This window comes from Luteibacter sp. HA06 (genome assembly GCF_054061215.1).
Window position 1 is genome coordinate 3,409,506 of sequence record NZ_JBSSDZ010000001.1, and the last position, 14,266, is coordinate 3,423,771.

General features: G+C 63.5%; 14 protein-coding genes. 9 read left to right on the forward strand and 5 right to left on the reverse strand.

Annotated elements, in window-relative coordinates; all coding sequences use genetic code 11:
• Positions 1-79 precede the first annotated feature (79 nt).
• From metG to nth, 3 genes are read left to right on the forward strand one after another with little or no spacing between them, the layout of a single operon-like run.
• A complete protein-coding gene (gene metG, locus ACVWWJ_RS15675; protein WP_456968617.1) occupies positions 80-2,191 on the forward strand; it encodes a methionine--tRNA ligase in 2,112 nt (703 codons plus the stop codon).
• 25 nt (positions 2,192-2,216) lie between these two features.
• Positions 2,217-2,825: an RnfABCDGE type electron transport complex subunit B gene (locus ACVWWJ_RS15680; protein ID WP_456968618.1), complete on the forward strand. Its 609-nt coding sequence runs from the start codon at positions 2,217-2,219 to the stop codon at positions 2,823-2,825.
• A gap of 20 nt (positions 2,826-2,845) precedes the next feature.
• Entirely contained in the window at positions 2,846-3,460 is a 615-nt protein-coding gene (gene nth, locus ACVWWJ_RS15685; RefSeq protein WP_456969721.1) for an endonuclease III, read from the forward strand.
• A gap of 170 nt (positions 3,461-3,630) precedes the next feature.
• Here the strand turns inward: nth and ACVWWJ_RS15690 are convergent, their stop codons facing one another.
• The 4 genes from ACVWWJ_RS15690 to ACVWWJ_RS15705 form a co-directional block, all read right to left on the reverse strand.
• Complete coding sequence (locus tag ACVWWJ_RS15690; protein ID WP_456968619.1) at positions 3,631-5,148, reverse strand: SulP family inorganic anion transporter; 1,518 nt, start codon at positions 5,146-5,148, stop codon at positions 3,631-3,633.
• 14 nt (positions 5,149-5,162) lie between these two features.
• Entirely contained in the window at positions 5,163-5,852 is a 690-nt protein-coding gene (locus ACVWWJ_RS15695) for a carbonic anhydrase (protein ID WP_159893874.1), read from the reverse strand.
• A 130-nt stretch (positions 5,853-5,982) separates the two neighbouring features.
• A complete protein-coding gene (locus tag ACVWWJ_RS15700; protein WP_159893872.1) occupies positions 5,983-6,321 on the reverse strand; it encodes a hypothetical protein in 339 nt (112 codons plus the stop codon).
• Between the two features lie 296 nt (positions 6,322-6,617).
• The gene (locus ACVWWJ_RS15705; RefSeq protein ID WP_456968622.1) at positions 6,618-8,006 is read right to left on the reverse strand and encodes a porin; all 1,389 of its coding nucleotides are present in this window, start codon (positions 8,004-8,006) and stop codon (positions 6,618-6,620) included.
• A gap of 209 nt (positions 8,007-8,215) precedes the next feature.
• Between ACVWWJ_RS15705 and rnt the strand changes: the two genes are divergently transcribed.
• The 6 genes from rnt (at position 8,216) to phoU (ending at position 13,609) form a co-directional block, all read left to right on the forward strand.
• On the forward strand, positions 8,216-8,875 hold the full coding sequence (gene rnt / locus ACVWWJ_RS15710; protein WP_159893868.1) for a ribonuclease T: 660 nt from the start codon (positions 8,216-8,218) through the stop codon (positions 8,873-8,875).
• 146 nt (positions 8,876-9,021) lie between these two features.
• Positions 9,022-10,038 carry a phosphate ABC transporter substrate-binding protein PstS gene (gene pstS, locus ACVWWJ_RS15715; RefSeq protein WP_159893866.1) on the forward strand — a complete coding sequence of 339 codons (1,017 nt, stop codon included), beginning with the start codon at positions 9,022-9,024 and terminating at the stop codon, positions 10,036-10,038.
• 115 nt (positions 10,039-10,153) lie between these two features.
• A complete protein-coding gene (pstC, locus tag ACVWWJ_RS15720) occupies positions 10,154-11,185 on the forward strand; it encodes a phosphate ABC transporter permease subunit PstC (RefSeq protein ID WP_159893864.1) in 1,032 nt (343 codons plus the stop codon).
• The gene (gene pstA, locus ACVWWJ_RS15725; RefSeq protein WP_159893862.1) at positions 11,185-12,054 is read left to right on the forward strand and encodes a phosphate ABC transporter permease PstA; all 870 of its coding nucleotides are present in this window, start codon (positions 11,185-11,187) and stop codon (positions 12,052-12,054) included. The genes pstC and pstA overlap by 1 nt, the downstream gene beginning before the upstream one ends.
• Position 12,055: 1 nt before the next feature.
• Entirely contained in the window at positions 12,056-12,880 is an 825-nt protein-coding gene (pstB, locus tag ACVWWJ_RS15730) for a phosphate ABC transporter ATP-binding protein PstB (RefSeq protein ID WP_200851784.1), read from the forward strand.
• 21 nt (positions 12,881-12,901) lie between these two features.
• Positions 12,902-13,609, forward strand: a complete 708-nt coding sequence (gene phoU / locus ACVWWJ_RS15735) for a phosphate signaling complex protein PhoU (protein WP_456968623.1) — start codon at positions 12,902-12,904, stop codon at positions 13,607-13,609.
• Between the two features lie 232 nt (positions 13,610-13,841).
• Here phoU and sugE read toward each other — a convergent pair whose 3' ends face one another.
• A complete protein-coding gene (gene sugE, locus ACVWWJ_RS15740) occupies positions 13,842-14,156 on the reverse strand; it encodes a quaternary ammonium compound efflux SMR transporter SugE (RefSeq protein ID WP_456969722.1) in 315 nt (104 codons plus the stop codon).
• Between the last annotated feature and the right edge of the window lie 110 nt (positions 14,157-14,266).

A 14,266-nucleotide genomic window follows, 5' to 3' on the forward strand; every position in this document is an offset into this window, starting at 1 on the left:
TGAAGCGGCTCCCACATGAAGCGGCTCCCGCATGGCCTACATGCCATAATCCCCGGTCCATCAGCTGACCGCGCGAATCATGGCCCGCCGCATACTCGTTACCAACGCACTGCCCTATGCCAATGGCCCGCTACACCTGGGCCACATGCTCGGCTATATCCAGGCCGACATCTGGGCGCGGGCGCAGCGAATGCAGGGCAACGAGGTCTGGTATGTCGCTGGCGAAGATGCCCACGGCACGCCGATCATGCTCGCGGCCGAGAAGGTCGGTAAGACGCCGGAGGACTACATCGCGGATATCCGCGCGGGCCACGAAGCGGACTTCACCGACTTTCATTTCAGCTACGACCAGTACCACACGACGCATTCGCCCGAGAATCGCGAACTCGCGACGACGATCTACACGCGCCTGCGTGACGCCGGCTACATCGCCCGTCGTGACATCCAGCAGCTGTACGATCCCGAGCGCGACATGTTCCTGCCGGATCGCTACATCAAGGGCACGTGCCCGAACTGCGGCACACCCGACCAGTACGGCGACAACTGCGAGAACTGCGGCGCTACCTACGCGCCCACCGACCTGATCAACCCGTATTCGGTGATGTCCGGCGCCACGCCGATCCTGCGCGACTCCGAGCACTACTTCTTCGAACTGGGCAAGTTCGAGCAGCTGCTGCGCGACTGGTTCGCCGGCAAGCTCACCGGCGGCAAGGCCGTCGCCCACAGCAGCGTTTCGGCGAAACTGGCCGAATGGCTCGACGGTGGCCTGCGCGACTGGGACATCTCCCGCGACGCGCCCTACTTCGGCTTCCCGATTCCGGACGCACCGGGCAAGTTCTTCTACGTGTGGCTGGACGCGCCGGTGGGTTACCTCGCCTCGTTCAAGGCACTGTGCGACCGCACCGATCTCCGGTTCGACGACTTCCTCGGTCCCGACAGCACCGCCGAGATGCACCATTACGTCGGCAAGGACATCATCAACTTCCACGGCCTGTTCTGGCCGGCGATGCTGCATGGCGCGAACATGCGCGTGCCGACCGCGCTGCACGTCAACGGCTACCTCACCGTTAACGGCGCGAAGATGTCGAAGTCGCGCGGCACCTTCATCCAGGCGCGCACCTATCTTGCGTCGGGCCTCGATCCGGAAGCGTTGCGCTATTACTTCGCCACCATGCTCAGCGCCATGCCGGTGGACGTCGACCTCGACCTGAAGTCCTTCGAGGAGCGCGTGAACTCGCACCTCGTCGGCAAGTGGGCGAACATCGCCAGCCGCACCGCCGGCTTCCTGCACACGCATTTCGCCGGCAAGCTCGCCGATCGCTTCGATGACGAAGCCCAGGCGATCTGGTCCGACCTGCTCGCCCAGTACGACGGCATCGAAGCGGTCTATGAAGCGGATGACTTCGCCGAAGTCTCGCGCCGTTTCGTCGCCATGTCCGACGCCGTCAACGGCTACATCGCCGCCAAGGCGCCGTGGGTCATCGCGAAGGACGAAGCGCGCCGCGACGAATTGCAGCAGGTCTGCTCGTTCGCGATCAACGCTTTCCGTCTGCTCTCCGGCCTGCTCAAGCCGATCCTGCCGACCACCGTCGCCGCAGCCGAGGCCTTCCTCGGCGCGCCGATCAGCAACTTCGCCGACGCCCGTCGCGAGCTGCATGGCCACACGGTCAACGCGTTCTCACCGCTTTTCAGCCGTCTCGATCCGAAGAAGATCGAAGCCATGGTCGAAGGGTCGAAGGAATCGCTGACGCCCGCCGAGCAGGCCAAGGCAAACGCGCCGGCCACCAAGAAACCGTTCAAGTCCAAAGAAACCGCCAAGCCCATGACCGACACCGCTCCCGCTGCCGCCGATACGGCTGCCACCATTTCGATCGACGACTTCGCCAAGCTCGACCTGCGCATCGGCAAGGTCCTCGCCTGTGAGTTCGTCGAAGGTTCCGACAAGCTGCTGCGCTTTGAGCTGGACGGCGGCCCGCTGGGCAACCGCCAGATCTTCTCCGGCATCCGTGCCGCCTATGGCGAACCCGAGAAGCTGGTCGGTCGCAACGTGGTGTTCATCGCCAACCTTGCGCCGCGCAAGATGCGCTTCGGCCTGTCGGAGGGCATGATCCTTTCCGCAGGCGACGGCGGCGCCGACTTGTTCCTGCTCGATGCCGACCAGGGCGCGGCACCGGGCGCCACCGTCCGCTGACCCACCTTTCGGCTACGCGCCAGCCATGACGCCAACGCTCGCCGATACAATCGACGCACTGCTTCCGCAGACCCAATGCGAGCAGTGCGGTTTCCATGGGTGTCGCCCTTACGCGGAAGCGATCGCCGAGGGCGAAGCCGGCATCGACCGTTGCCCACCGGGTGGCCGTGCCGGTATCGCACGACTCGCCGCCCTGCTCGATCGTCCTGTCGTGCCGCTCGACACCTCGCGCGGGATCGAGAAGCCACGGACGCTCGCCCGCGTGGTGGAGGCCGATTGCATCGGCTGTACCAAGTGCATCCAGGCCTGCCCGGTCGACGCGATCGTGGGCGCGGCGAAAATGATGCATGCCGTGATCAGCGACCTTTGCACAGGCTGCGAGCTTTGCGTTCCCGCATGCCCGGTCGATTGCATCACGCTGGATCCGATGCCGTTAGCCCAGGCCGGAGACGGCCTGCATGCAGACCAGGCACGCACTCATTTCGTGCGACGTGAGGCGCGACTGGCCCGGGAACGCGCCGCACGCGAGGTACAACTCGCCACGAGCAAGAGTGATGTTGCGACGCCCGCCGTACGCAACGCCGTGCTGGAAGCGCTCGCCCGCGCCAGGGCGCGGAAAAAGGACAATCCGTGAAGAAGGCCAACATAGTCGAGATGTTCAGCCGCCTCCGCGAGCTGAATCCGCATCCGAAAACCGAACTCGAGTACACGACGCCTTTTGAATTGCTCTCCGCCGTTGCGTTGTCGGCACAGGCCACCGACGTCGGCGTGAACAAGGCCACGCGGAAACTCTTCCCCGTGGCGAACACAGCGCAGAAGATCCTGGATCTCGGGCTGGACAAGCTCAAGACGTATATCAGCAGCATCGGGCTCTATAACAACAAGGCGAAGAACCTCATCGCCATGAGCCAGATCCTGGTCGACCGTTATGACGGGGAGGTTCCACCGTCGCGCGAGGCCCTCGAAGAGCTGCCGGGCGTGGGACGAAAGACCGCCAACGTGGTCCTCAACACCGCGTTCGGTCAGCCGACCATCGCGGTCGACACGCATATCTTCCGCGTCGCCAATCGCACCGGCCTCGCACCCGGCGCCGACGTGCGCAAGGTGGAGGACAAGCTGGAGAAGGTGATCCCGAAGGAATTTATCCAGGACGCGCATCACTGGCTGATCCTGCACGGCCGTTACGTGTGCAAGGCGCGCAAGCCCGAGTGTCCGAACTGCGCGATCATCGATCTCTGCGCTTACAAGCACAAAACAAAACCGGCCTGAGGCCGGTTTTGTTTTGCTCCTGTCGGAGCCGGCTTTGCCGGCGAATGTGGGAGCCGGCTATGCCGGCGAATGTGGGAGCCGGCTATGCCGGCGATCCCGCGGCAGCGGGCCAGGTTGCGGCAAGCACCCATTCGCCGCTGAAGCGGCTCCCACAGTCACGCTGCCCTCCATCAGGCCGCTTGTCGGGAACCCTCCACACGCCGGTTGAGTTCCTGCCAGTCGACGACGAGTTCGCAGCCGCGCTTGGACGCGTTCTGCCCCCACTCGCGCAGAAGTTCCAGCGACGCCTGATCCACGTGCTGCAAGCGATCCATCACCACGCTCAGGCGGGTATTCGGCGGCACCGTAGCAAGCGTGCGCGCCATGCTCGGCACCTTCAGGAACGTTGCCGAGCCCTCCATGTGCAGCGTGGCCTTGCCTGGTTCGTCATGATGTTCGACATCCATGCGCATCTTCGACGACAGCAGCGCCAGGCGGAACAGCGACAGGCCGAAACCGACGATCACACCGGTGAGCAGATCGGTAGCGACGATGGCCACCGTGGTCGCGACATACACCGCCGCCGTACCCTTGCCGTAAGCCGCCAGATCCTTGATCTGCTTCGGGTTGACCATCTTCACACCGGTATAGACGAGGATGCCTGCGAGGCACGACACCGGGGTCATCCGCATCAGCCACGGTAGCAGCATGACGAAGGCCAACAGCCAGGCGCCGTGCATGATCGCCGCCATGCGCGTGGCGGAGCCCGCCTGCACGTTGGCCGCGCTGCGCACGATCACGCCAGTCATCGGCAACGCGCCGAGAACACCGCAGATCATGTTGCCGACGCCCTGTGCAGTCAGCTCACGATCGTAGTTCGTGCGGACGCCGTTGTGCATGCGATCGACCGCCGCTGCCGAGAGCAGCGTCTCCGCACTGGCGATAAAGGCGAACGTGACGGCCGCGATCAAAAGCGACGAATCGAAGAGGCCGAACAGGCTGCCCATGCTCGGCAGGTGCACGGCCTCGAACAGATTGGCCGGGACATCCACGCGCTTCACGTCGAAGCCGCCGAGCTGCGCCGTCAGTGTCATGGCGACCACGGCCAGCAAGGCGCCCGGAACAGAGCGAAGCTTCGCCGGCCGCAGCTTCTCCCAGAACAGCATGATGGCAATGGTGCCGATGCCGATCAGCAAGGCTGCGGGCGCCTGTCCTTCTGCGGCGCCAGTAACCGATTCCCACGCGGCCGCCGGAAGCGCCGCAAAGTTCTCGAGACCACGAGCCTTGGGGATGGCATCGAGTAGCACATGCGACTGCGACGCAACGATGAGGATGCCGATACCCGACAACATGCCGGCCACGACGGCCGGCGAGGTCATCCGGAACCAGACACCGACCTTACACAGGCCGGCGGCGACCTGAATCAAGCCAGCCAGGAGCACGACGGGACCGAGGGCAGCCACGCCGTGCTCACGCACCAGTTCGAATACCAGGACCGCGAGCCCCGCCGCCGGCCCACTGACCTGCAGCGGCGATCCGGCGATGGCTCCGACGATGAGGCCACCGACGATGCCGGAGATCAGTCCCGCGCTGGCCGGCATGCCCGACGCGATCGCGATACCCATGCACAACGGCAGAGCGACAAGAAAAACGACCACCGATCCGAGGAGGTCGCGGCCAAACAGGCCCTGGGAAAAATAGGCGCGCATGTATATCTTCCTGATTAAGCGGCAGACGCGATCGGCAGCGGGGTCGAGAAACGCGCGTGCGGGGTGGCATCCGGCACGTTGGCGTCACGCGAATCCAGCGGACGGAAGCGTCCTTCGAGCGGGTCGAAGGCGGTGATCTCCGTGTTGGCGATATCGTAGATCCAGCCATGGATTCGCAGGCTGCCGTTGGCCATCGCGGCGGCGACGGCCGGCAACGTACGCATGTTTTCGAGCTGGCCGACCACGTTCTCCTCGGTGAGGTAGCGCAGGCCTTCCGTGCCGTGGATAGTGGGACGATTCTTCTCGACCACGTAGCGCGCGACATCGGCATGCTTCAGCCACTGCTCGACGGAGGGTTTGCCCTTGAGCGCGGCCGGATTCTGCAGGGCCTTCATGGCACCGCAGTCGGAATGACCGCAGATGACGATGTGCTGGACGTTCAGCGCGGTCACGGCGTACTCGATGGCTGCGACGACACCGCTTACGTGTTGCGCGTACGGCGGCACGATGTTGCCTACGTTGCGGTAGACGAAGAGGTCGCCCGGCTGAGCGTTGAACATCAGCTCCGGCATGATGCGCGAGTCCGCACAGGTGATGAACATGGTGTGCGGCGTCTGGCCCGAAGCAAGGCGCGCGAACAGTTCGCGGTGCTCCGAGGTCATGTCACGACGAAATTCTTCGAAACCCTGGATGAGACGTTCCATGGTGATTCTCTCTCTTTGGCGAGGATAAGGTGGCGAGCAGACACGCTCGCTGGCGGCCGGCTCTTGCCGACGCGCAGGGATAGGGTTTGGGTACAACAGGGCGCGCGCAGGAAGCGCACGCAGGCGTCGATCAGGCGATGGGAGGGCGCAGATCGAGGCTGGGGTGATGCGCGTGCGGCGCCGGGGCCACATTGGGATGGCCAGCCGTCGTCAGGCGCGGCACGGCGAGCGCGTGCTCCGTCGGAACATCGAAGGTGTCGTCGAGTCCACCGCTGTTGTCTTCGAGCGAAGGCAGCGTTTCGTCATCGATCGACTGGGTGCCGTCGTCGGCAACCAGCGCGACGTGTTCGACCAGACCATCGTGATCCGTGTCGCGGTCGCACGGGAACGCCTGGACACCCATGCATGCGACGAACAACGCGAGAAACACGAAAATCGTGCTCGCGAAGCGGCGCAGGGAAGATGTCATCGACGTAACCATGGAGCCGAACCTACGCGAGGCATCATGACAATCGCAAGTGCGGCGGTGCAGCAGATTCAGACTTCACCCCATTGCGGGGCGGAAGACGTTGGGAGACAAGGCACAGCGGCGTTGAAAAAGACGAAATAGTGCGCTGCCGGTTCAGTATTTGGACGTCCGGATGGGGTGCGCAGCACTGAGACGATTCGCAGCGAGAGGCTCCGAGGCACGGGAAAAACAAAAAAAACGGCGGGCTTTCGCCCGCCGCCGTTTCGTCCTTGAGAAGAACTCCGTTCCGATGCTCGTTAGAAGCTCAGCATGCCCCAGAAACCCACTTCGTTCGTCTTGTAGTGGTACGGGGTTGCAAACGGGCCGTCCAGCTTGTTGTGCTTGTAGACGAGCGCCAGCTTCAGATTCTTCAGCACGTCGTACGAGACGCCGGCGTTGTAGTACTTGTCCTTGATCTTTTCCTGAACCTGGAGAAGGTTGTTGTACTTGTAGTCCAGGTTGTCGTAGCGAGCGAAGACAGCCCACTGGTCGTAGAAGTGCCAGTCAGCCCAGGCCGAGTAACCGTCGGCCTTGTCCTTGGTCGTGTTCGCCGCAGCGCCCACGCCTGGGCCGGTGCCGGCGTACTTCAGGATGTCGTCCCAGTTCGAGGAGTGGAAATATTCCACACCGGCGCCCCAGGTCGAGTCGCGCCAGGCCACCAGGGCGTCGCCACGAGTCGCCGTACGGGTCGGAGCGCCATTCTCGACGTCGTTGCCGCGCTTGCCGGAGTAACCACCGACAGCGATGACCATCTGCTCGATCGGCGAGTAACCGAAGCGGGCTTCCGTATCGACGCTGTTCGAGCGGCTCAGGTTGCGGTAGCCGCGGCCGTTGACCACGGACACCTGGTAGTTGACCGAGTTGTCGCCGGTCGTCGCGCCAAGAGCGTGGACACCCCAGTCGGACGAGTTGCCGAACGCGCCGACGCCGCCGGCGGTTGCGGTACCACCACTACGACCACCTTCGAACGAACGGTCGGTGATGGTGTTCTCGACGTAGCGGTAGCCGTACCACTTCTCGACGAACGGGATCCAGGGCATGTCAGCCGCACCGAAGCGGACCGTGAAGAGCGGATCGAACTTGCCCTGCACATAGGCTTTCTTGACGAACAGGCTGGTGGACGCGATGGCCGACTGATAGCTGAAGTCGGTGGTCAGGTTCGCCGACCAGGTGTCGTTGAACTTGTGGTCGACGGTCAGGTAGAAGCGCTTGACGTCGAAGCCGGTGCCATTGGTCGAACCATGGCCGTCCTTCTTCGTGTTGGCGCCGGCGCCAACCTTCTCGTCGTGCGACTGGTTGGTCGCGTCGAAGAACATCGTGCCGCCGATCTTCGTGTTGTCGACGATCTTGTTCAGCGCATCGAGCTTCTTCGAGAGATCTTCGGTCGGCTTGGTAGCGGCGACCTGGACGTCGTTGACGGCCTTGGCCGTTTCGACCTGAGCATCAGCCTGCGCTTCCTGCTTGGACTGGAGGTCGGCGACCTGTGCCTGCAGCGCGGCGAGCTGCGCCTGCAGCTGCTGAAGGGTGGCGGCGTCGACCGTGACACGAGCCGGCTGCTGCGACGACTTGGAAGTCGCGGCAAGGGCCGAGAAGCTCGTCACGCCCAGACCGGCGGCAATGGCCACCGTGAGCAACTTGGAACGCATGGGATTTCTCCGCTAGGTATGGATTAAGTGTTTTCCCCTGTCCCCCTCCTGAGATCTTTCTGTCCGAAAAACCTCAAGCGGGGCCAACGGCGCGAAGGATGAGCCGCCGGCTTTACCGTTCCATGCCTTTTTTGTTACAGATCGGAGACACGAGCACATCCGCTTAACGTAAGCGCCTCATAGCGGCCCGGGCTGATATCCTTCACGGCATGGATACGACGAGTAACAGCACCGCTACGGCGATGGCCGGGCGGTTCAGGGGGTTCCTTCCCGTGATCGTGGATGTCGAGACCGGCGGTTTCGACTCCGAACGGGATGCGCTCCTGGAAATCGCCGTGGTCGCGGTCAAGATGGAGCCCTCCGGGCTTCTCGTGCCGCAGCCGGCCGTGGCAGCCAACGTGGAACCCTTCCCGGGCGCCAACATCGACCCGCGCTCGCTGGAAATCACCGGCATCGACCCGGACCACCCGTTCCGTGGCGCCCTGCCCGAGCGCCAGGCGCTGGACCATATCTTCAATGCCGTGCGCGAGGCCGTGAAGGCCGCCGAGTGCCAGCGCGCCGTGCTGGTCGGCCATAACGCCGCCTTCGACCTCGCTTTCCTTAATGCGGCGGTGCGACGGGTCGGCCATAAGCGCAACCCGTTCCACCCCTTCAGCTGCTTCGACACCGCCACCCTCGGTGGCCTGGCCTACGGGCAGACGGTATTGAGCAAGGCCGTCATGGCGGCCGGCATCCCTTTCGACAGCCGCGAAGCCCATTCGGCTATCTACGATGCCGAGCGCACGGCGGAGCTGTTCTGCGAAATCGTGAACCGCTGGCGCCGTCTGGAGCTCTTCGAGCGCGATCAGACCACCCCGATCGCGGTTTGAGACGTTTCGTAAGTTCCTGAATATGACAGCGAAAAGGCTGCTGTCATCGGTTTGAAACATTCAGTACGTCTCATTGCAACACGGCAGGGCTGGAATACAGCCCCAGGCGGGCTCCGCCTGACACTCATTCTTCCGAGGACTACTCCGTGTTCACACGCAAACTCCGCATCGCCGCGTTGGTCGCTGCTTCGCTGTTCGGCATGTCCGCTCAGGCCACCGACATCACCGGCGCTGGCTCGAGCTTCGTTTACCCCGTTCTCTCCAAGTGGTCCGCCACGTACGCCGAGAAGACGGGCAATAAGCTGAACTACCAGTCCGTCGGTTCGGGTGCAGGTATCGCCCAGATCAAGGAAGGCACCATCGACTTCGGCGCGTCCGACGCCCCGATGAGCGCCGAAGACCTCACCAAGTTCGGCCTGGGCCAGTTCCCGGCCGTGGTCGGTGGCATCGTTCCCATCGTCAACCTGCAGGGCGTGGCCGCTGGCCAGCTCAAGCTGGACGGCGCCCTCCTCGCCGACATCTACCTCGGCAAGATCGCCCGCTGGAGCGATCCGCGCGTCGCCGCCCTCAACCCGGGTGTGAAGCTTCCGGACGTCAAGGTCACCGTCGTGCATCGTTCGGACGGTTCGGGCACCTCGTTCAACTTCACCAACTACCTGTCCAAGGTCAGCCCGGAGTGGGCGTCCAAGGTCAAGTTCGGCACGGCCGTCGAATGGCCGGCCGGCGTCGGCGGCAAGGGTAACGAAGGCGTTTCGCAGTACGTTCGCCAGATCCCGGGCTCGATCGGTTACGTCGAATACGCCTACGCGAAGAAGAACGCGATCGCTTACACCCAGCTGCAGAACGCCGCCGGTAAGTGGATCGAGCCGAGCGCCGTCACCTTCGCCGCTGCTGCTTCGACGGCTGACTGGAAGAGCGCCAAGGACTTCAACCTGATCATGACCAATGCCCCGGGCGACCAGGCATGGCCGATCACGGCGACGACCTGGATCATCATGTACAAGAAGTCCAAGAACGCCTCGCACACCAAGGTCGCCTTCGACTTCTTCAAGTGGTCCATGGAGAACGGCCAGTCGCAGGCCGCTTCGCTCGACTACGTCGCCCTGCCGGATACGCTGGTCAAGCAGATCGAAGCCTACTGGGCAGCCGAGTACAAGAACTGATCCTTTCTCGACAGGCCGGCTGACACATAAGCGGCCCAGAGTAGGAAACCGGGTCGCCGCTCCCCAGGGAGCGGCGACCCACACTTTTGCATAGGCTCGGGGAAACGCACTCATCATGCATGCGACCGTCAGCAGCAACGCTCCAACCACCGCCCGTGCGGAGGAAGCGGCGCGCAACGCGAGGGATACGCGCAACGACCGCCTGTTCGGAGGGCTGCTCAAGGCCTGCGCACTGATCGTCCTGGTGTCCCTGATCGGCGCCGCCGCGTCGACCCTGTGGCTGGGCCGTGATGCGTTCGCCACCTTCGGCTGGGGCTTCCTGACCAGTGCCGAGTGGGATCCGAGCAACAACCGTTACGGTGCGCTCGTGCCGGTCATGGGCACCGTGACCACCGCACTCATCGCACTCATCTTCGCCGTGCCTGTCAGCTTCGGCATCGCCCTCTTTCTTACCGAGATCGCGCCCGGCTGGTTGCGCGGTCCGGTCAGCTCCGCCATCGAACTGCTCGCCGGTATCCCGTCGATCATCTACGGCATGTGGGGCCTCTTCATCTTCGCCCCGTTCGTCGCCGCGCACATCAAGCCGTGGCTGATGAACAACCTCAGCCTGGACCCGCCGGATGGCCAGGTCTCGTGGCTGGTGCAGCATGTGCCCTTCATCGCGAAGTTCTTCTCCAGCGAATACCCGTTCTTCGGCGCAGGCGTCCTGACCGCCGGCCTGGTACTCGCGGTCATGATCATCCCGTTCATTTCCTCGGTGATGCGCGAAGTCTTCCAGACCGTGCCCACCCGCCTGAAGGAGTCCGCGTATGCGCTGGGCTCCAGCACGTGGGAAGTGGTCTGGGACATCGTCGTGCCGTACACCCGCACGGCCGTGATCGGCGGCATCTTCCTCGGTCTGGGCCGCGCCCTGGGCGAGACCATGGCCGTGGCCTTCGTGCTCGGCAACACGTTCAAGTTCACCCCGTCGATCCTCGAGACCGGAAGCTCCATCGCCTCCACCATCGCCAACCAGTTCGGTGAGGCCGAAGGCCTGCAGAAGTCGGCGCTGATGGCGATCGCCTTCCTCCTCTTCGTGGTGACCTTCATCGTGCTGATGATCGCCCGCCTCATGCTTCGCCGCCTGGCTCAGAAGGAAGGCTCCTGATGTCCGCCTCGCTGTACACCACGCGCCGCATCAAGAACATCCTCGCGATGATCCTGAGTGTCGTCGCCACCTGCATCGGCCTGCTCTTTCTCGCCTGGATTCTCTGGGAGACGCTGAGCCAGGGCATTGCCGGCCTCAAGCCTGCGCTGTTCACCAAGATCACCGCCTACCGCGAGGAAGGCGGCCTGGCCAACGCCATGGTCGGCAGCCTGATCCTCAACGTCCTCGGTATCGCCATCGCCACGCCGATCGGTGTGATGGCGGGCACTTGGCTGGCGGAATACTCGCGTCGTTCGCGCCTCGGACCCACCATCCGTTTCCTCAACGACATCCTGCTGTCCGCACCGTCGATCGTGTTGGGCCTGTTCGTTTACACCATCATCGTGTTGCCCTCGAAGTGGCTGACGAACGGTGACGTGACGTTCTCCGGTATCGCCGGTGGCATCGCGCTGGCCCTGATCGCCCTGCCCGTCATCGTCCGCACCACCGACGAAATGTTGCGCCTGGTGCCGGGTACGTTGCGCGAGGCCGCGCTGTCGCTCGGCGTACCGCAGTGGAAGCTCACTGTGCAGATTCTGATCCGCGCCGCGCGCTCGGGCATCGTGACCGGTGTGCTGCTCGCCCTCGCCCGCATCAGCGGCGAAACAGCACCGCTGCTGTTCACGGCGTTCGGCAACAACTTCATGACCTTCAACCCGATCGACAAGATGCCGAGCCTGCCGCAGGTCATCTACGAATACACGAAGGACCCGAGCCCGGACATCAACACCCTGGCCTGGGCCGGTGCATTCGTCCTGACCATGTTCGTGCTGGCGCTCAGCCTTCTCGCCCGCTTTGTCTTCTCGCGCTCCAAGGTGTCCCATGACTAACATGAACGAAGTCGCCTCCAAACCGGGTTTCGGCACCTCGCCGCATGAGTCCGGAGTCGATCTTGGCCAGGTGCCGGCGAAGATGACCGTGCGCGATCTGAACTTCCATTACGGCGAGTTCCACGCGTTGAAGAACATCGCGATGGACGTGCCGGAGAAGAAGGTCACCGCCATCATCGGTCCGTCCGGCTGCGGCAAGTCCACCCTGCTGCGCATCTTCAACCGCATCTACGCGATCTACCCGAGCCTGCGCGCCAGCGGTGAAATCGTGCTCGACGGCGAGAACATCCTCGACCCGAAGTACTCGCTCAACCGCCTGCGCAGCAAGGTCGGCATGGTGTTCCAGAAGCCCGTGCCGTTCCCGATGACCATCTTCGAGAACGTGGCCTACGGCATCCGCCATCACGAAAAGCTCAACCGCACGGACATGGAAGGCCGCGTGGAGCAGGCATTGCGTGGCGCCGCGCTGTGGGACGAAGTGAAGGACAAGCTCAAGCAGAGCGCGCTCGGCCTCTCCGGTGGCCAGCAGCAGCGTCTGTGCATCGCCCGCGGTATCGCGCTTAAGCCGGAAGTGCTGCTTCTCGATGAGCCGACCTCGGCACTCGACCCGATCGCAACCAGTCGTATCGAGCAGCTGGTGGAAGAGCTGAAAAGCCAGTTCACCATCGTCATCGTCACCCACAATATGCAGCAGGCCGCACGCTGCTCGGACATGACCGCCTTCATGTACATGGGTGAGCTGATCGAGTTCGACCGGACCGAGAAGATCTTCACCAAGCCGAACAAAAAGCAGACCGAAGACTACATCACCGGCCGTTTCGGCTAAGCCCCCCTTACGAGGCATGCGATGAACACTCCGCACCAGCACATCATCAAGAGCTACGACGACGAACTGAAGCGCCTCACCGGCGAAATCGTCAAGATGGGCGAGCTCGCCGTTGCCCAGCTCGAAGCCGCCATTGACGTGGTCCAGCGTCGTGACGAGCGCGCTGCCCAGCGCGTCGTCGACAACGACGAAGCCATCGACGCGCTCGAGCAGGAAATCAGCCAGGACGTGGTCCGCCTGCTCGCCCTGCGCGCACCGATCGCCGGCGACCTGCGTAGTGTGTTCGCCGCGCTGCGTATCGCTGCCGACATCGAACGCATCGGCGACTACGCCGCCAACGTGGCGAAGCGCTCCATTCCGCTCAGCCGCGTGGCACCTATCGCCGTCGTCGGCGGCCTGGCGAACCTCGCCGAACTCGCCATCGAGGAACTGCGTGACGTGCTCAAGGCGTATCACGAGCAGGACGCCGAGGCCGCCTACGAAGTATGGAAGGCGGATGCGCGCCTGGACGAGGAATACACCCTGGTCTTCCGCGCCCTGCTTACCTACATGATGGAAGATCCGCGCAATATCACGCCGTGCACGCATCTGCTGTTCATGGCGAAGAACATTGAGCGCATCGGTGATCACGCGACGAACATCGCTGAGAACGTGTGGTTTGTTGTTAACGGCGAGCCGCTGGTGGCGCCGCGCATCAAGAAGGATACGACGGCGAATCCGGAGTTTTGATTTGGTGTTGGAGTGGCGCGACGGCCGATGGGGTGGCGCGAGCACCCATCGCCGCTGAAGCGGCTCCCACAAAAGAGCGTCGTCGCTGAAGCGGCTCCCACAAAGAGCATCGCCGGCGTAGCCGGCTCCCACATGTACCGCCGTATGTGGGAGCCGCTTCAGCGGCGATGCTCGGCTCCCACATGTACCGCCGTATGTGGGAGCCGCTTCAGCGGCGATGCTCGTGCCACGATCAGGCAGTCAACTTCAACCCCAGAATCCCCGCCACGATCAACCCCACGCAAAGCAGCCGCAATGGCTGCGCGGACTCGCCGAACAGGATGATCCCAAGCGTGACGGCACCGACGGCGCCGATACCCGTCCACACCGCATAAGCGGTACCCAACGGCAGCTTCTTCGTCGCGTACGCCAGCAACACGATGCTGACCAGCATGGCCGCGCCCGTCAGGACGCTGGGAATGAGCTTCGTAAAGCCCTCGGTATATTTCAGGCCAACGGCCCAGGCGATCTCAAAGAGACCTGCCAGAACAAGCACGAACCAGTACATGGTGTGGCTCCGCAGAAGCGGGGTCGTCCCCGCGGAGATGTTGCGCGCCATGGGGTCGTCCCCACGGGCAGACCGGCCTTGCGCCGATCTGCCACCATTATACGGAGCGT